We start from the raw sequence: 15,472 nt of genomic DNA on the forward strand, positions 1-15,472 counted from the left end.
GGAAGGCGAACTGATGGCGGGCAATTCGCAGCGGCGGGGCGCAATCCGCAAGGGCGGCAGCAAGAAGGGCCAGACGGTCGGCTCCGGCGGGCAGCGCCGGCGCGGGCTGGAGGGCAAGGGCGCGACGCCGCCCGCGCACATGCGCAAGTACCACCCGGCGGCCAAGCGGGCGGCGGCCGCGGCCAAGGCCGCGCAGTCCAACGCGCGCTCGGCGGGCCGTCCCAGCACCCGCAAGGGTGACGACGGGCCCGAGCTGGTGCTCGGCCGCAACCCCGTGGTGGAGTGCCTGCGGGCCGGTGTGCCCGCGACCGCGCTGTACGTGGCGGTCGGCACCGAGAACGACGAGCGCCTCACCGAGGCGGTGAAAAACGCGGCGGAGGCCGGGATTTCGATCCTGGAGGTGTCGCGCACCGACCTGGACCGGATGAGCAGCAACGGACTGCACCAGGGCCTGGCCCTGCAGGTGCCGCCGTACCGCTACGCGCACCCCGACGACCTGCTGGACGCGGCCCGCGGCACCGCCGAGCCCGCGCTGCTGGTGGCGCTGGACAACATCTCCGACCCGCGCAACCTGGGTGCGGTGATCCGCTCGGTGGCCGCGTTCGGCGGCCACGGTGTGGTGATCCCGCAGCGGCGCAGCGCCAGCGTCACCGCCGTCGCGTGGCGCACCAGCGCGGGTGCCGCGGCGCGCCTGCCCGTCGCCCGCGCCACCAATCTGACTCGCACACTGAAGGATTACGCCAAGGCGGGCCTGCAGGTGGTCGGCCTCGACGCCGGCGGCGACACCACCCTGGACGAATTCGACGGCAGCGCACCGACAATCGTCGTAGTCGGCTCGGAAGGCAAAGGCCTCTCCCGCCTCGTCCGCGAAACCTGCGACAGCATCCTGAGCATCCCCATGGCCGGCCCCGTCGAATCCCTCAACGCCTCGGTAGCAGCGGGCGTAGTGCTCGCGGACATCGCCCGCCAGCGCAGGTCATAACTCACCGAATCCGCCGAGCCAACTCGCGACGCCGGAGGCGGCGCCCTCGACACAGCGCGTCGGGGAAGCTTTATACCCCGGCACACCCTAAACTTGACCGGTGGCTATGAACGAGCCCCCGTACTACTGGCACGAGCAGCAGCCGCCTACGCAGGCGGTGGAGCACCCGCAGGCGACCACGGTGCTGTTGCTCGGGGCGTTGAGTGTGTTCTGTTGCGGCGCACTGGGTCCGGTGGCGTGGGTGATGGGTAAGCGCGCCCTCGACCAGATCGAGGCGTCGCAGGGCGGCTTCGGTGGTCGCACGCAGGTGCTCGTGGGTTACGTTCTCGGCGTCGTCGGCACCATCCTCATGGTGCTGGTCGGCATCCTGTTCTTCCTGGTGCTGCTCGGCGGGAACGCCTGAGTAGCAAGCGTTTCCGCGCGGTTCAGTCCAGTCCGGCGCGGCCGGGTTCGATCGGCACGCCCCACGCGGGCCATTCGGCGCTGACGCTGCCGGTCCACTTCGGCTGCCGCCGGTCGTGCAGGGCGGCCATGCCCTCGCCGCCGTCGACGCTCTGCGCCACATAGGTATTCAGCTCGGATTCGAGTTTGCCGACGGCCTCCGCGCTCATGCCGAGGCTTTCCCACAGCAACCGCTTGGACAGCGCGACCGGGAGCGGGGCCGCGCCGCCGGCGATGTCGTGGGCGACGGCGAGCGCGGTCGGCAGCACCTCGCCGGCCGGCAGGCAGGTATTGGCCAGGCCCATGGCCTTGGCCTCGTCGCCGTCGAAGGTGCGGCCGGTGAGCATGATGTCGGCGGCGTTGGCCATGCCGACCAGCCGCGGCAGCGTCCAGTGCGCGTAACCGTCGGCGACGACGGCGCGCCGCACCTGGTTGAGCCCGTACACCGCGTCGCGGGCCATGTACCGCAGGTCGCACTGCAGGGCGAGCGCCAGCCCGATCCCGACGGCGTGCCCGTTCACGGCCGCGATGACCGGCTTGCGCACCTGCCACGGCGCCGGGTCGATGGTGCCGGTGACGTCGCCGACGCGGCTGGACAGGTCGGCGCCCGCGCAGAAGGCGGGCGGGGTGCCGGTGATGACCACGGCGCGGATGGCGTCCTCGGTGTCGCAGCGCCGTAGCGCCGTGCCGAGTTCGGCGGCCATCGTCGGCGTGAAGGCGTTCTGCTGGGCGGGGCGGTGGAGCGTGAGCACGGCGATTCCGGCCGAGACATCGACGTGCAGTTCCGAACTCATGCGAGAAGATCCTAGTTCTGTCGCCGCCGCGCCACGCCCGCCTCGAGCAGCGGAACCCCGGCACAGCGGCAACGGGTGTGTTGCCGCAGACCACCAGACCACAGCCCCCCGCACAAGTGCAACCCGCCCCCGGCAAATCCCCTAGGGGGTACCCGTCACCGCAACACCTGGCGGCCGATGGCCCACTTGTGGACTTCGGTGGGCCCGTCGTAGAGCCGGAAGGCCCGCATGTCCCGGAAGATCATCTCGACCACGGTCTCGTCGCTGATGCCGATGCCGCCGAGGACCTGCACACAGCGGTCGGCGACCTTGAACAGTTCCTCGGAGACGTAGGACTTGGCGATCGAGCTCTCGTGGCGCGCCTTGTGACCCTGGTCCATCAGCCAGCAGGCGTGCCAGATGGTGAGCCGGCACTGGTGCAGCGCGATCTCGTTGTCCGCCAGCATGAACGACACGCCTTCGTGTTCGCCGATCGGGCGGCCGAAGGCGGTGCGGGTCCTGGCGTGCTCGACCGCGATGCTCTGGGCGCGTTCGCCGGCGCCGAGCCAGCGCATGCAGTGCGTGAGCCGGGCCGGGGCGAGGCGCAGCTGGGCGTAGCGCAGCGCCTGGCCGGTCTCGCCGAGCACGGATTCCTTGGGCAGCACCAGGTTCTCGAAGCGGACCACGCCGTGGCCGCCGACGTAGTTGCGGTCCATGGTGTTCATGGTGCGTTCGATGACGATGCCGGGGGTGTCGCCCTCGGCGAGGAACAGCGTGGGGCCCTCGGGCAGGTGGTCATTGGCCGCCAGCCGCGCCATGATGATCCACGTCTTGGCGCCGTCGGCACCGGTGATCAGCCATTTGCGGCCGTTGACGGTGAAGTTCTCGCCGTCGAAGGTGGCGGTGGTGGCGAGCTGGTTGGGGTCGGATCCGGCGCCGTCCGGCTCGGTCATGGCGAAGACCGAACGCTGGTGGCCGTTGATCACCGGCATCAGGTAGCGGTCGATCTGCTCGGGGTTCGCGACCTTGGACAGCAGGAACATGTTGCCCTCGTCGGGGGCGGCGCAGTTCATCGCGACCGGGCCGAGGGTGGACCAGCCCGCGGCCTCGTAGATCACGGCCTGCTCGAGGTGCGTCAGCCCGCGGCCGCCCAGTTCGAGCGGCGCCTGCACGGTCAGCAGCTTCTCGGCCCGCGCCAGCTCGACCAGTTCCTGCCGCAGTTCGTCGTCGGGCCCGTGCGCGGTCAGCCGGGGGTCGCGCTCGTAGGAGACGATCTTGTCGATGACGAACTGGCGCGTCCGGTCGCGTTCGGCGGCCAGGTCGGCGGGAATCGAGAAGTCGATCATCGTGGCGGTCACCTTCGTTCGGGGGCGTGCGACGAGCATACGACGCACCGCGCCACGGACTGAAGGCGGCTGCCATCAAACTGTCTCCGGCAGCGTCCGCGCAGCTGATCAGGGTCTTGCGAGCAGATCGCGCAGGAAACGCTCGACCTCGGCGCGGTAGCGGCCGGGCTGGTCGTCGTGCACGAGGTGGCCCGCGTCCGGGATCAGCACGCGCCGCGCGCACGGGTGGACGGCCGCCATCTCCGCCATCTGGCCGGGCGGGGTGATGGTGTGCTCGCCCTCGAGCAGCAGGGCGGGCACGCGCACCGCCCGCCACTGGTCCCAGAAGTCGCGGCCACCCCACTCCTCGGAGATGTCGCGGAAGGTGCGCACCGCGCCGTGCAGGCGATAGCCGTCGGGGCCGCGCTCGAACGAGTCGAGGAAGTATCGGCCGGCCACCGGGCCGAAGTAGTTCAGGACGGCGTCGTCGTCCGGGAACGGCTGCGGCCACGCCTCGATCATCGCCGCCCAGTCGCGCGCGGTGCGGCCGCGGAAGTCGGGGGCGATGTCCTCGACGACCAGTCCCCGCACGCGCTCGGGATGCGCGGCCGCGAACACCCAGCCGTGCAGTCCGCCCATGGAGTGGCCGATCACCACCATCGGCTCGGTGATCGCGCGCGTAGCCGCCGCGAGGTCGGCCACGAAAGCCTCGGTGGTGAGTTCCGCCGGGGAGGGACGGCCGTGCCCGGCGGCGTCGAAGGTGTGGACGTGCCCGAACTCGCGCAGCCAGGGCACGTGGCGGCGCCAGGTGCGGGCGCTGCCCATCAGGCCGTGCAGCAGCAGAATCGGCACGCCCGTGCCGCCCTCGTCGTACAGCATCGCCCCGACGATACTTCCGCCCCGGCCGCTAGCCTGGTGCGCATGGCTGTTGTGAAGATCAATGCGATCGAGGTGCCCGAGGGCGCGGGACCCGAACTCGAGAAGCGGTTCGCCCACCGCGCGCACGCCGTGGACGGCGCGCCCGGCTTCCTGGGCTTCCAGTTGCTGCGCCCGGTGGCCGGCGACAACCGGTATTTCGTTGTGACGCAGTGGGATTCCGAGGACTCGTTCGCCGCGTGGCGGGACGGCCCGGCCAAGGAGGCGCACGCCGGCGACCCGTCGCGCAAGCCGGTGTCGACCGGGGCGTCGCTGCTGGAGTTCGAGGTCGTGATCGACGTGCCCGCCAAGGGCGCGGGCGAGTAGCACCCGGCGCGCGTCGATCCGGCCGTTCACTCCGGCCGGACGGCGACGTCGAATTCCCGGACACCCGCCTCGGCGGCCGTGTCCATCCCGGACAGGCGAAGGCGCACGTAGCGCGCGTACGACGGCGTGGTCAGGGTGCCGTCGGCCGCGCGCGACACCGTGGTCCAGGTGCGGTTGTCCCGGGAGACGGCGATGTCGTGAGCGGCCGGCGGCGGGCCGGTCCACGCGGCGGCGGCCGCGGTCACCGCGCTCACCTGCCCCAGGTCCACGGTCAGATCCGCGTGATCGGTGGCGGGCAGCCAGCTGGTCGCCGTGTCGCCGTCGACCGCGGCCTCGGCGTAGGCGCCGGGCTGCTCGCTGGTGGCGAAGGCCGGGTGGCACCGGGCGTCGTCGGCGGTGGCCGCCAGATCGGGTCGGCGAGTGGGCAACACCAGGTCCTCACCCGAAACCGCTTGGCGCACACCGCTTTCGGATTCCACCGGTAGCGGAGCGCCGGACTTCAGCGTGACGGTGCTGTGCTCGGGTCCGATCGCGACGTCGAAAACCCTGCCCTGCCAGTGCACTCCGCGTACCACCACACCGTCGGCCAGTTGCGGCGGCAGCAGCGGAGCCAGCCGCACGCGATCCGCGCGCAGTCGCAGGCCCGCCAGTCCGTTGGTGAACTCCTGCACGAATCCGCCTGCGAGAGTGACGAAGTCGAATGCGGGCGCACCCGCCAGCGGGTCGGTGGCACCGGCCTTGCTGCCGCGCGCCTCGGCGAATCGGCCGAACGGCTCGCGCGCGAAGGGCCGCGCCGACCGGTCCAGGTAGGTGCCCACGGCGCAACCCGGTTCGCCGGTCGCGGCGGCATCGATCTGATGGACCGAGTCGGTCATGGCGGGCCCGTCCGGGTCGGTGCGCTCGGCGTAGTAGTCGAGCGTGCGCGCGGCCACCTCCGGCGGCATCGGCCACTCCAGCGGGTACTGCAACAGCACGGTGTCGGCCTGTTTGAGCCGCGCGCCGCGGTAGCCGTCGAACTGCAGGAAGATGTTCTCGCGGTGGTCGAACGGCATGCGCAGGTGATCGGCGACGGCGGCCCAGACGGGTGGGACGGGCGCGCCGACTAGGCCCGCCGCCGTGATCGCGTTCCGTAGCGTGACGGCGGCGACGCCGTTGGTGTAGACGCCGTCGTCGACGCCGTTGCTGTACTCGTCCGGACCCGCCACGTCGCGTATCGAATAGCTGCCGTCGGGGTTGGCGGCGGCCCGCCCGGCCCAGAACTCGGCCAGGTCCGACATGATCGGCCAGATGCGTTCCCGCAGGTAGCGGTCGTCCTTGGTGGCCAGGTAGTACTGCCAGGCGGCGAGTGCGACATCGCCCTGGAGATGGACCTGGGTCAGGCAGTGCGGCGGCGCCCAGCTGTGGCATTCGCTCCACAGATCGCCGGTGCCCGCGCTGGTCCAGGAGTAGAAGGCGCCGGGATAGCCGAGCCGCCGCGCGTTCTCCCGGGCGGCGGGCAGGGTCTTGTACCGGTACTCGACCACCGCGCGCGCCAACTCCGGATGTAGTTGCAGCAGACCGGGATACATCCAGATGTCGGCGTCCCAGAAGATCAGGCCGCCGTAGTTGTCACTGCTCAGGCCGGTCGGCGAAATACTGTTGTCCTGCTGTGGATTCGTCGCGGAGTAGAGCGAATAGAGCGCGCCCCGGACCCACTTCTGCACCTCCGGGCGACCGGGCACCTCGATGTCGGACTCCCACAGCCCGCGCCATGCCTCGGCTTGCGCCGCAAGCGTTTCCGGCCAGCCGCGCGCCGCCGCACGCTGCGCCGACGCCGTCGCGGACCGGGCGGGGTCGGCGGCGGTGAGCGTCGTGTCGACGCCGACGAACTTGGTGATCTCGTACGACTTGCCGGACTCCACAGCCACATTCGCCTGCCGCGCGGCGGCCTGTGCGCGCACCGGTGCGCCGCCCGCGTCGAGCACGGAGACCACATCGCCGACCACATCGGTTGCGGCGGTGTGGAATTCGGCCGCCAAGCTGTCGTCGCGCACGGTCGTGGTGGTGCGGTCGAGACGCCGCGCGCCCGCGAAGTCGATCGCGTCGGTGACCGTCGCCTGCCCGCTCCAGTGCGGCGTGAGGCCGAGCCGGACCGCCGCGGCGTGCTGATCGCCGCGGTCGGCGAGGACGTCGAAGACGAGGTCGGTGGCGCGGCCGGCGCGCGTCGTCCAGGTCAGCTCGGTCCGCACCAGACCGCAGCGCAGGTACTGGGTCTGCCGGAAATTCGACACCTGCGCCGGCGGAGTGGCCGGGGAGAAGGTCTCGTCGCCGACCCCGACGAGCAGCGTCGACCAATTCGGCAGTGCCGCGGCCACTGTCAGCCCCTTCGCCACGGCGGGATCGCGGCCGTACAGTCCGGCCAGGAACGCGCCGTCGAAGCGCGGCGTGTACATCGGGTAGCCCGTGAGCTCGCCGGTCTCCGCGTAACCCGTGCCCGCGGGCGGGATTCGCAGACCGAGGTAACCGTTGCCGACGAACGGATGCGCCTCGTAGCCCGCGGTGAACGACCGCGCCGACGGGGCCCACTCCGGCCGCGCCGACACGCTGTCGCCGGGACAGGGATGATCCGCCGACGCACCGGGCGCAGCCCGCACCGCGACCACGATCGCGGCGACCACCAGCACGGCGACGAACGCCGCGACGAGACCGATCAGCAGTCGAGGGCGGTGGCCCGATGCCGGTCGCACAGTTGACGGCACATAACTCAGGGTGTCACAGTTCATGTGACAAGAGCGACGATGACGCGGTAACCCGGTGCGAATCCGGGGCGGTCGCGCCACTGTGATCCGGCCTCGGCCGGAGAGCCAGACACCCGCATCGCCGAGCTCGACCCGCTCGCGGGGACGCGACCATCCCCGAAGGAGGATCACCATGGCCATTGCGCACGTACCCAGTCGCGCAACCGATTCCCTCGCCACCGTGCTCGTGACGGTAGGCGTCGTCCTGATGGCACTGCTCACGCTGTACCTGGTCGGCTTCGATCAGGGTGCGATCTCCCGCAGCGGGATGTACCTGCACGAGCTGATGCACGACGGGCGGCACCTGCTGGGCGTGCCGTGCCACTGACCGGATCCCTCCGGACACTGCTGCTGCGTGGCCTGCTGGCCGGGCTGATCGCCGGATTGCTGGCGGGCACCGTCGGTTTCGTCGTCGGCGAACCGAAGGTCGAATCGGCCATCGCGCTCGAAGAGGCGGGCGCGGAGCACGGTCATTCGCATGAGGAGTCCGAGGAACCGCTGGTCAGTCGCGGCGGCCAGAAGTTCGGTGAGTTTCTCGCGCTCGGGCTGAGCGGGTTGGCGCTGGGCGCGATCTTCGCGGCGGTCGCCAATATCGCGCGGCGGCACACCGGCCTGTCCGGGCCGAAACTGGCTGTGCTGCTGGGCCTGTGCGGGTGGCTCGCGATCAGCGCCGTGCCGTTCTTCAAGTACCCGGCCAATCCGCCCGCGGTCGGCGAACCGGACACCATCAACGACCGCACCCTGCTGTGGGCGGCGTCGGTGCTGGTGGGGTTGGCGGCCGTCGGCGCGGCGGTGTTCGCGCACCGGCTGCTGGCCGCGCAGCTGAGCACGCTCCGGGTCACCGCCGCGGTGGTGGCGTTCCTGGTCGTGACGGCGATCGGCTACATCGTCCTGCCGGGTGTGAACGAGGTGAAGGACGACTTCCCGGCCACTCTGCTGTGGCAGTTCCGAGTGTCGTCACTGGCGGTCACGGCCACCCTGTGGGCGGCCCTCGGCCTGGCCTTCGCGACACTCACCGAATTCGCGAGCCGCAAAGAAGGCGTAGCCGCCTGACGGCGGGGTGGTACCCATCGGGACCGCCCCGCCCGGCGGCGCTCAGGACTCCAGCGCGGCGTCCAGCTCGATGCTGCCGACACCCGCGAGGGCCTTGCTGATCGGGCAGCCGACCTTGGCGCCCTCGGCGGCGGCCTGGAAACCGGCGGCGTCGAGGCCGTCGACCTTGCCGCGCACGGTCAGCTTGATGGTGCTGAGGTGGAAGCCGCCCGCCGGGTCGGGACCCAGCGTGACATCGGCGTTGACGTCCAGGCTCCGCACCGTGCCGCCGGCGGTGGCGATCTGCCCCGACAGCGCCATGGCGTAGCACGACGAATGCGCGGCGGCGATCAGTTCCTCAGGGCTGGTGGTCCCGTCGGCGGAGTCGGCGGTCCGCTTCGGGAACGACACGTCGAACTTGCCGACGCCGGAACTTGCCAGCTCCACCTGACCGGACCCGTCCTGCAGCCCTCCGGTCCAAGCGGTACGCGCGGTACGTGTTGGCATTACTGTCCTTTCACGTGAGGTAGTGCCGTCCCGACCGAACCTACCGGCTCGCCGTGCACTCCCGTAGCCCCTTCGGGGGCCACTACTCCGGATTCGTCAGCCTGGCCAGCACGATGCCGCCGAGGATCAGCGCCAGCGCCAGCGCGCGCCCGGCGCTCAGTGGATCCTTGTGCACAACGATCCCCAGCCCGATGGCGCCGACCGCGCCGATACCGGTGAACACCGCGTACGCGGTCCCGACCGGCAGCGACTGCATCGCCACCGACAGCAGATACACCGCGGCGGCCGCCAGCAGGAAGCACAGCAGCGTCGGCAGCGGCTTGGAAAAGCCCTGCGTCGGCTTGATGCTCTGCGACCAGGCGATCTCGATCAGTCCCGCCAATCCCAGGAGCAGCCAGTTCATCTCGGTATCCCGTCAGCCAAGTGGACATCGTGTCCATTTCGTTCTCGGACGAGTCAACTGGACATGTTGTCCACTTATTCCCCGGCGACCTAGAGTGGCGCACATGTCCTCCCGACCGGATCCGCCCGCCGCCGAGCGGGCCGACGCCGCCCGCAATCGGGCCAGGATCCACGCCGCGGCCGCCGAACTGTTCAGCACTCGCGACCCGCGCACGGTGACCATGGACGACATCGCCAAGGCGGCGGGGGTCGGGCGCGGCACGCTGTACCGCCGCTACCCGACTGTCGGCGCGGTCGCCCTGGCCCTCCTCGACGAGCACGAGCGCGAACTACAACGCCAATTACTGCGCGGCACACCGCCGTTGGGGCCCGGCGCGCCGCCCGCCGAACGCCTGGCCGCTTTCTACACCGCGATGGTGCGCCTGCTGGAAACCCATTCCGCCCTCGTGCTGGGCGCGGAGACGGGCGGCGCCCGATTCACCACCGGCGCCTACGAATTTTGGTACGCCCACGTCCGCTCCCTGCTCGTGGCGGCCACCGTCCCCCAGCCGGACGCGCTCGTGGACATCCTCCTCGCGCCCCTCGCCGCCGAGGTCTACCTCCACCAACGCTCGCGCGGCCGCAGCCGGAACCAGATCACCACCGCCCTGCACCGCCTCGCCCATGCCGTACTCGGCGCTCCGGCGGGGTGACGGCCTCGCCGGGTGGGCAAGCACGAAGGTAGCCGCCGGTGGGCGCACCGGCGGCTACGAGATCTGTTGTGGCTCAGGCCATGTCGCGGCGGTGGACCAGCCACAGCATGGTGGCGACGAAGACCGCGACGTAGGCGGCGAGGACGACGAACGACGTGGGCCGGGAGAGCGTGTCGAGGACGCCCGGGGTGGCCGCGCCGCCCACCGTGCGCATGGCGCCCGCGAGGGAGCCGGCGGCGGTGCCGGGCAGGTGGTCGGTGAGCACGCGGATCGGGGAGAAGATCGCGGCCACGCCGCGGAGCAGGTTCTCCACCACCAGCACCCAGACCACGCCCAGTCCGACGGCCAGCGCCGGGCCGCGGGCGAGCGCCCCGATCGCCGCACCCGCGAGCGTCCACATGCCCAGAATGGCTGTGCCGGTGGCGATTCCGGTCAGTGCCCGCCCGATCGACGGCAGCGCCAGCGAACCGTGCTGGAGACTGCCGATCAGCGCCGCCACGCCGGTGTCGATCACGAAGGCCGACAGCACGAGCCCGATCACCACGACGGCCAGCGCCAGCACGGCCCCACCGACCACGCTCAGCCGCGACGGGCCTTGGGTGAGAACGGTTTTCCAGCTGCCCCAGCCGTAGCCGCTGCCGATCACCAGCGCGCCCAGCACCAGCATCAGCGCGCCGCCGAACATCGCCATGCCCTGGGTGAACACCTCGGGCACCGCCGCCGGCAGCATCAGCTGCAACAGCACCTCGCGCGGCTGGCCGTTGGACATCCGGGAGCTGTCGCCCGAGGTGTAGGCCAGGTAGTTGAACAGGTAGGCGAAGACCAGATTCAGCAGAATCCAGGTGCCCAGGACGATCCAGAACGCGGGCCACTTGCGCAGCCGGGCGAATTCGGCTCTGGTACAGGCCAACAGGTCGTTCATCGCGACGTCTCCACTTTCGTCATCTCGAAAAAGACTTCCTCCAACGACTTTTCGTCGGAGCGCAGTTCCAGCAGGTCCGCACCCGCCTCGATCACCGCGCGCGCCACCACCGGCGCCGTTGCCGTACCGGCAGCCACTCTGATGCCGGCGGCGGTCAGCAACGCGGATCGCTCGCCCACCACCTTCCGCACGGCCGGGAAGGCCAGCTCCACCGGCTCGGCTCGCAGGAAAAGCGTTGCCGCGCCGCGCAGTTCGCTCACCGTGGCCTCGGTGAGCAGGCGGCCCCGCGAGATGACGCCGACGCGGTCGCAGATCTCCTGCACCTCACTGAGCAGGTGAGACGACAGCACGACGGTGTGCCCGTCGGCGGCGAGTCCGGTGATGAGCTCGCGCATCTCGGCCATGCCGGCCGGGTCGAGCCCGTTGGTGGGTTCGTCGAGGATGAGCAGGTCCGGGTGGCCCAGCAGCGCCGCGGCCACGCCGAGCCGCTGCTTCATCCCCAGGGAGTAGGCGCGGAACTTGTCGTCGCCGCGGTCGGTGAGCCCCACCCGGTGCAGCACCTGCTCCACGTCGTCGTGCAGCGCGCGGGTGCGGGCCGAGGCGCCGCGGTAGCGCGCGAAGACCCGCAGGTTGTCCCGTCCCGAGAGGTACGGGTAGAAGCCGGGCCCCTCGATGAGAACGCCGATGCGCCGCAGGGTTTCGGGGTCGCCGGGGCGACTGCCGAGCACCGTGGCGGTGCCGGAGCTGGGCCGGATCAGGCCGACCAGCATGCGCAGCGTGGTCGTCTTCCCCGCGCCGTTGGGTCCGAGGAAGCCGTAGATCTCCCCGGCCCGGACGGTCATGTCCACGGCGTCGACGGCGGTGTGCGGGCCGTAGCGTTTGGTCAAGGCCGCGGTGGCCACCACCGGAGTGGGTGCGGACCCGTTGCGTACCGAATCGTTCATGCCATCGAGAATCCGCCCTCGACCAGGGTCGACACATCCGCCGCGCAGCGCGACGCGGCATACGTATCCAGACGTAATTCGCCGCGCGCAGGCTCCGCTCGGCGGTCGGCCGGGCTACCGTGCGAGGGTGGAGTCGAGGACGCGGCCCGACGGCCGGGACGTGCTGGTGACGATCGTCGTCGCCGCGGTGCAGCTGGCCGGGGGAAATCTGGCGAACACGCACCAGAGCGGCACGCGCGCCCTCGACGTGTTCGGGGTGGCGCTGCTGCTGGCGGGGCCGCTGCTGCTGCTCGGGCGCCGGGTCCGTCCCGTGGCCGCATTCCTCGGCGTGCTGGCGGTGACGTCGACGTATCTGCTGGTCGGTTACGGTTACGGGCCGATCTTCCTGTCGCTGGTGATCGCCTTCCTCACCGCCGCGAGCCGTGGATCGCGGTGGTACACCTATCCGTTCGTGCCGGTGGGCTATCTCGTGATGGTGTGGCCGGTGCCCGCCTTGCGCGGGCATTCCACCAACAGCTGGCAGATTCTCGGACTGCTGGCCTGGCTGAGCGTGCTGATCGCGGTGGCCGAGGGGATCCGGCAGCGGCGGGCGGTGCTGGTGGCGCGCCGCCAGCGGGCCGAGGCCGCGCGCGCCAACGCGGCAGCCGAGCGCGCCCGCGAACTGGCCCGGCGCGAGCAGCGCGCCACCGAGGAGCGCCTGGCCATCGCCCGCGAACTGCACGACGTGCTCGCGCACAGCCTGTCGCTGATCAACGTGCAGTCGTCGGTGGCGCTGGAGCTGCTGGACCGCAAACCGGAACAGGCGGCCACCGCGCTGGCGGCGATCAAGCAGGCCAGCCGCGACGCCCTCGGCGAGGTGCACACGCTGCTGCGGTCGATCCGGGCCGGCGCGCACTCCGCTGCCGCGCCGATGAGCCCGGCCGTCGGCATCACCGACCTCGACGCCCTGGTCGGTCCCGCCCGCGCCGCCGGTCTGTCGGTCCGCACCGAGGTGAACGGCACCGCGCAGCGGCTGCCCGCCGTACTCGACGGTGCCGCCGCCCGCATCGTGCAGGAGTCGCTGACCAATGTGCTGCGCCACGCGCCTTCCTCGGAAGCCGTTGTCACCGTGGACTATTCGCCCGACACCCTGGCACTGACCGTCGAGAACTCGGCGCCGCCGGGTTGTCCACATCCATCCACAAACGCACCCGGTGGTGACGCTCCCTCCGGCCCGGCCGCCGCACCGGGGCCCCACGGCGGCAACGGCATTCCCGGCATGATCGAACGCGCCCATGTTCTCGGCGGCGAGCTCAGCGCCGGCCCGAGCCCCGGCGGCGGATTCCTGGTCCGCGCCCGACTTCCCATCCCCCACCTCGACTCCGAACCCCGGGACGACACATGACTTCGAAGCAGACGCCCACTTGCCCTCGGCGGCAAGCGAATCCGGCGGTGCGGCATTCTCCCCGTGCCGCGACGAGTACGTCGGAGGCGCGATGAGTATCCGGGTGCTGGTCGCCGACGACCAGGCGCTGGTGCGGGGCGGATTCGTCGCGCTGCTGGACGCGCAGGACGGGATCGACGTGGTCGGGGAGGCGGACAACGGGGAGCAGGCGGTGGCGCTGACCCGGGAGGCGCGCCCGGACGTGGTGCTGATGGACATCCGGATGCCGGTGCTCGACGGGCTGGCCGCCACCCGCGCCATCGCCGGGGATCCCGAGCTGTCGGCGGTGAAGGTCGTGGTGCTCACCACCTTCGAACTCGACGAGTACGTGTTCGAGGCGATGCGTTCGGGCGCAACGGGTTTCCTCGTCAAGCACACCGAGCCCGCGGATCTGGTGAAGGCCGTGCGTGTGGTGGCGGGCGGCGACGCGCTGCTCTCGCCCAGCGTCACCCGGCGGCTGGTCGCGGAGTTCGCCACCCGGGCCAAGCCCGCGCCGACCGCCGAGCTGACCGGCCTCACCGACCGCGAGCGCGAGGTGATGACGCTGGTCGCCGAGGGCCTCACCAACGCCGAGATCGCCGAGCGGCTGTTCATGAGCCCCGCCACCGCCCGCACCCACGTGAGCCGGATCCTGTTGAAGCTCAACGCCCGCGACCGGACGCAGCTGGTGGTGATGGCGTACGAATCCGGCCTGGTGCGCCCGGGCTGGCAGTAGCGGCACGCCGGGCAGGCATACGCACCGATACGTACACGGGTTTCCGTCCGCGCGCCGATGCCGTCGACAGCCGATCGGAAGAGGCTGGGAGACATGAACATCTACGCATCCCCCGCGACCGTCTCGTTCCTGGCCGATCACTACGACGGCGGCTGGCACCCCTGGCCGTTCTTCTGGGTGTTCCCGGTCCTGTTCTGGCTGACCGTGGTGACCCTGCTGTTCGTCACCCGGCGGGCCCGGTGGCGCGACCGCGGCATCGGCACGCTGCGGGCCGCCTTCGCACGCGGCGAGATCGACGAGGACCAGTACCTGACCCGGCTCGAGGTGCTGCGCCGCACGCGGCGTGCCCGGCGGTGAGCGCGCACCGGCGGCATCCGGTGTGCCGCCGGACCGCCGACCGTCAGTTCGGACCATCTTTCACACAGCGGAGATTCTCATGACCCTCAGATTCGCCACCATGCAGGTGCCCCGGTCCGGAGCCGACTGGGCGCGGACCGCCCGCACCGCCGAAGAGCGGGGCTACCACACCCTGTTGCTGCCGGACACGCTCAACACCGCCTCGCCGTTCCCGGCTCTCGCGGCCGCCGCCGCGGTGACCACCACCCTGCGGCTGCGCCCGAACGTCCTCGCGGCCCCGCTGCGGCCCGCGGCCGCCACCGTGCGGGAAACGGCTGCGCTGCAGCTGCTCTCCGACGGCCGCTTCGAACTGGGCATCGGCATCGGCCGCCCGGACGCCCAGGCGGAGACCGAACGGCTCGGCCTGCCGTGGGGCTCGGCCACCGCACGCCGGGACCACCTGGCCGCCACGGTGGCGGCCGTGCGCGCCGCGGTCGATCCCGCGCCGCCCGTGGTGATCGCCGCCTCCGGTCCGCGCATGCTCGCCCTCGCGGCCGAGATCGCCGACCGCGTACTGATCGCCCTGCTGCCGCACGCCACCGAGGACGATCTCGCCACCGCGGTCGCCCGGGTCCGCGATCACACCGACCGCCCGGTCGCCTTCACCACTCAACTGGTGGGGATCGGCGACGAGATGCCCCGCTGGCCGGGCAGCTGGACCGTGCCCGACGCCGCCGCCCTGCGCGCCGCCGGTGCGGTCGGCCTGCTTCCCGCCGATCCGGGCGCGGCCGCCGAGGTCCTGCGACAGCGCGAGGAGAAGTACGGCATCGACGAGCTCATCGTGCCCGGTGATCTGGCCGACGCCTTCGCCCCGGTGCTGGAACGACTGCGCTGACCCGGACACGCGAAAGCCCCGCTCCCGCAGGCGAACCTGCGGGAGCGGGGCCTCCATTCACGCT

Annotated in this window: 18 protein-coding genes and 1 riboswitch; of the genes, 10 read left to right on the top strand and 8 right to left on the bottom strand. The window is 71.4% G+C overall.

Translation table 11 applies throughout. From position 1 onward, the window contains the following. Positions 1 to 13: 13 nt before the first annotated feature. Together rlmB and IU476_RS16990 are read left to right on the top strand one after the other, a co-directional pair. Complete coding sequence (gene rlmB / locus IU476_RS16985) at positions 14 to 982, top strand: 23S rRNA (guanosine(2251)-2'-O)-methyltransferase RlmB (RefSeq protein WP_195101264.1); 969 nt, start codon at positions 14 to 16, stop codon at positions 980 to 982. A 106-nt stretch (positions 983 to 1,088) separates the two neighbouring features. Further along, positions 1,089 to 1,385, top strand: a complete 297-nt coding sequence (locus IU476_RS16990) for a DUF4190 domain-containing protein (RefSeq protein ID WP_195101988.1) — start codon at positions 1,089 to 1,091, stop codon at positions 1,383 to 1,385. A 22-nt stretch (positions 1,386 to 1,407) separates the two neighbouring features. Here IU476_RS16990 and IU476_RS16995 read toward each other — a convergent pair whose 3' ends face one another. The 3 genes from IU476_RS16995 to IU476_RS17005 all read right to left on the bottom strand — a co-directional run bounded on the left by IU476_RS16995 (position 1,408) and on the right by IU476_RS17005 (position 4,400). Next, complete coding sequence (locus tag IU476_RS16995; RefSeq protein ID WP_195101266.1) at positions 1,408 to 2,217, bottom strand: enoyl-CoA hydratase/isomerase family protein; 810 nt, start codon at positions 2,215 to 2,217, stop codon at positions 1,408 to 1,410. A gap of 155 nt (positions 2,218 to 2,372) precedes the next feature. Next, the gene (locus IU476_RS17000) at positions 2,373 to 3,542 is read right to left on the bottom strand and encodes an acyl-CoA dehydrogenase family protein (RefSeq protein WP_195101268.1); all 1,170 of its coding nucleotides are present in this window, start codon (positions 3,540 to 3,542) and stop codon (positions 2,373 to 2,375) included. Positions 3,543 to 3,650: 108 nt separating this feature from the next. Further along, on the bottom strand, positions 3,651 to 4,400 hold the full coding sequence (locus IU476_RS17005; protein ID WP_195101271.1) for an alpha/beta fold hydrolase: 750 nt from the start codon (positions 4,398 to 4,400) through the stop codon (positions 3,651 to 3,653). 42 nt (positions 4,401 to 4,442) lie between these two features. On the opposite strand from IU476_RS17005, the gene IU476_RS17010 reads away from it, so the two are divergent. Continuing rightward, the gene (locus IU476_RS17010; protein ID WP_195101273.1) at positions 4,443 to 4,763 is read left to right on the top strand and encodes an antibiotic biosynthesis monooxygenase family protein; all 321 of its coding nucleotides are present in this window, start codon (positions 4,443 to 4,445) and stop codon (positions 4,761 to 4,763) included. A 26-nt stretch (positions 4,764 to 4,789) separates the two neighbouring features. Here the strand turns inward: IU476_RS17010 and IU476_RS17015 are convergent, their stop codons facing one another. Then, positions 4,790 to 7,501, bottom strand: coding sequence for a discoidin domain-containing protein (locus IU476_RS17015; protein ID WP_324194100.1), 2,712 nt, complete (start codon positions 7,499 to 7,501; stop codon positions 4,790 to 4,792). Further along, positions 7,501 to 7,636: riboswitch (cobalamin riboswitch) on the top strand. Its footprint overlaps the gene before it by 1 nt. Before the next feature lie 37 nt (positions 7,637 to 7,673). Between IU476_RS17015 and IU476_RS17020 the strand changes: the two genes are divergently transcribed. After that, on the top strand, positions 7,674 to 7,868 hold the full coding sequence (locus IU476_RS17020) for a CbtB domain-containing protein (protein ID WP_195101277.1): 195 nt from the start codon (positions 7,674 to 7,676) through the stop codon (positions 7,866 to 7,868). Continuing rightward, complete coding sequence (locus IU476_RS17025) at positions 7,859 to 8,593, top strand: CbtA family protein (protein ID WP_195101279.1); 735 nt, start codon at positions 7,859 to 7,861, stop codon at positions 8,591 to 8,593. Before IU476_RS17020 ends, IU476_RS17025 begins: the two co-directional genes overlap by 10 nt. A 42-nt stretch (positions 8,594 to 8,635) precedes the next feature. Here the strand turns inward: IU476_RS17025 and IU476_RS17030 are convergent, their stop codons facing one another. Together IU476_RS17030 and IU476_RS17035 are read right to left on the bottom strand one after the other, a co-directional pair. After that, positions 8,636 to 9,079, bottom strand: a complete 444-nt coding sequence (locus tag IU476_RS17030) for an OsmC family peroxiredoxin (protein WP_195101281.1) — start codon at positions 9,077 to 9,079, stop codon at positions 8,636 to 8,638. 82 nt (positions 9,080 to 9,161) lie between these two features. After that, a complete protein-coding gene (locus tag IU476_RS17035) occupies positions 9,162 to 9,482 on the bottom strand; it encodes a DMT family transporter (protein ID WP_195101283.1) in 321 nt (106 codons plus the stop codon). Between the two features lie 103 nt (positions 9,483 to 9,585). Here IU476_RS17035 and IU476_RS17040 point away from each other — a divergent pair, with 103 nt between their 5' ends. Beyond that, positions 9,586 to 10,173 (top strand): TetR/AcrR family transcriptional regulator, encoded by a 588-nt coding sequence (locus IU476_RS17040; RefSeq protein WP_195101284.1) that lies wholly within the window; start codon positions 9,586 to 9,588, stop codon positions 10,171 to 10,173. A gap of 73 nt (positions 10,174 to 10,246) precedes the next feature. Here the strand turns inward: IU476_RS17040 and IU476_RS17045 are convergent, their stop codons facing one another. After that, on the bottom strand, positions 10,247 to 11,095 hold the full coding sequence (locus IU476_RS17045; protein WP_195101285.1) for an ABC transporter permease subunit: 849 nt from the start codon (positions 11,093 to 11,095) through the stop codon (positions 10,247 to 10,249). After that, complete coding sequence (locus tag IU476_RS17050; RefSeq protein WP_195101286.1) at positions 11,092 to 12,039, bottom strand: ABC transporter ATP-binding protein; 948 nt, start codon at positions 12,037 to 12,039, stop codon at positions 11,092 to 11,094. The genes IU476_RS17045 and IU476_RS17050 overlap by 4 nt, the downstream gene beginning before the upstream one ends. Positions 12,040 to 12,166: 127 nt before the next feature. On the opposite strand from IU476_RS17050, the gene IU476_RS17055 reads away from it, so the two are divergent. From IU476_RS17055 to IU476_RS17070, 4 genes are all read left to right on the top strand, one after another. Beyond that, positions 12,167 to 13,423, top strand: a complete 1,257-nt coding sequence (locus tag IU476_RS17055) for a sensor histidine kinase (RefSeq protein ID WP_324194101.1) — start codon at positions 12,167 to 12,169, stop codon at positions 13,421 to 13,423. A gap of 91 nt (positions 13,424 to 13,514) precedes the next feature. After that, positions 13,515 to 14,177, top strand: a complete 663-nt coding sequence (locus tag IU476_RS17060) for a response regulator transcription factor (protein WP_195101288.1) — start codon at positions 13,515 to 13,517, stop codon at positions 14,175 to 14,177. A gap of 93 nt (positions 14,178 to 14,270) precedes the next feature. Next, entirely contained in the window at positions 14,271 to 14,534 is a 264-nt protein-coding gene (locus IU476_RS17065) for an SHOCT domain-containing protein (RefSeq protein ID WP_195101289.1), read from the top strand. Positions 14,535 to 14,613: 79 nt separating this feature from the next. Further along, positions 14,614 to 15,408, top strand: a complete 795-nt coding sequence (locus IU476_RS17070; RefSeq protein WP_195101291.1) for an LLM class flavin-dependent oxidoreductase — start codon at positions 14,614 to 14,616, stop codon at positions 15,406 to 15,408. Positions 15,409 to 15,472: the final 64 nt, after the last annotated feature.

The organism is Nocardia blacklockiae, assembly GCF_015477355.1.
In the GTDB taxonomy this organism is placed as follows: Bacteria; Actinomycetota; Actinomycetes; order Mycobacteriales; family Mycobacteriaceae; genus Nocardia; species Nocardia blacklockiae.

Excerpts from the sequence above, each read along its gene's own strand:
- rlmB (WP_195101264.1), top strand. The coding sequence starts at position 14 with ATGGCGGGCAATTCGCAGCGGCGGGGCGCAATCCGCAAGGGCGGCAGC.
- IU476_RS16990 (WP_195101988.1), top strand. The coding sequence starts at position 1,089 with ATGAACGAGCCCCCGTACTACTGGCACGAGCAGCAGCCGCCTACGCAG.
- IU476_RS16995 (WP_195101266.1), bottom strand. The coding sequence starts at position 2,217 with ATGAGTTCGGAACTGCACGTCGATGTCTCGGCCGGAATCGCCGTGCTC.
- IU476_RS17000 (WP_195101268.1), bottom strand. The coding sequence starts at position 3,542 with ATGATCGACTTCTCGATTCCCGCCGACCTGGCCGCCGAACGCGACCGG.
- IU476_RS17005 (WP_195101271.1), bottom strand. The coding sequence starts at position 4,400 with ATGCTGTACGACGAGGGCGGCACGGGCGTGCCGATTCTGCTGCTGCAC.
- IU476_RS17010 (WP_195101273.1), top strand. The coding sequence starts at position 4,443 with ATGGCTGTTGTGAAGATCAATGCGATCGAGGTGCCCGAGGGCGCGGGA.
- IU476_RS17020 (WP_195101277.1), top strand. The coding sequence starts at position 7,674 with ATGGCCATTGCGCACGTACCCAGTCGCGCAACCGATTCCCTCGCCACC.
- IU476_RS17030 (WP_195101281.1), bottom strand. The coding sequence starts at position 9,079 with ATGCCAACACGTACCGCGCGTACCGCTTGGACCGGAGGGCTGCAGGAC.
- IU476_RS17035 (WP_195101283.1), bottom strand. The coding sequence starts at position 9,482 with ATGAACTGGCTGCTCCTGGGATTGGCGGGACTGATCGAGATCGCCTGG.
- IU476_RS17040 (WP_195101284.1), top strand. The coding sequence starts at position 9,586 with ATGTCCTCCCGACCGGATCCGCCCGCCGCCGAGCGGGCCGACGCCGCC.
- IU476_RS17045 (WP_195101285.1), bottom strand. The coding sequence starts at position 11,095 with ATGAACGACCTGTTGGCCTGTACCAGAGCCGAATTCGCCCGGCTGCGC.
- IU476_RS17050 (WP_195101286.1), bottom strand. The coding sequence starts at position 12,039 with ATGAACGATTCGGTACGCAACGGGTCCGCACCCACTCCGGTGGTGGCC.
- IU476_RS17060 (WP_195101288.1), top strand. The coding sequence starts at position 13,515 with ATGAGTATCCGGGTGCTGGTCGCCGACGACCAGGCGCTGGTGCGGGGC.
- IU476_RS17065 (WP_195101289.1), top strand. The coding sequence starts at position 14,271 with ATGAACATCTACGCATCCCCCGCGACCGTCTCGTTCCTGGCCGATCAC.
- IU476_RS17070 (WP_195101291.1), top strand. The coding sequence starts at position 14,614 with ATGACCCTCAGATTCGCCACCATGCAGGTGCCCCGGTCCGGAGCCGAC.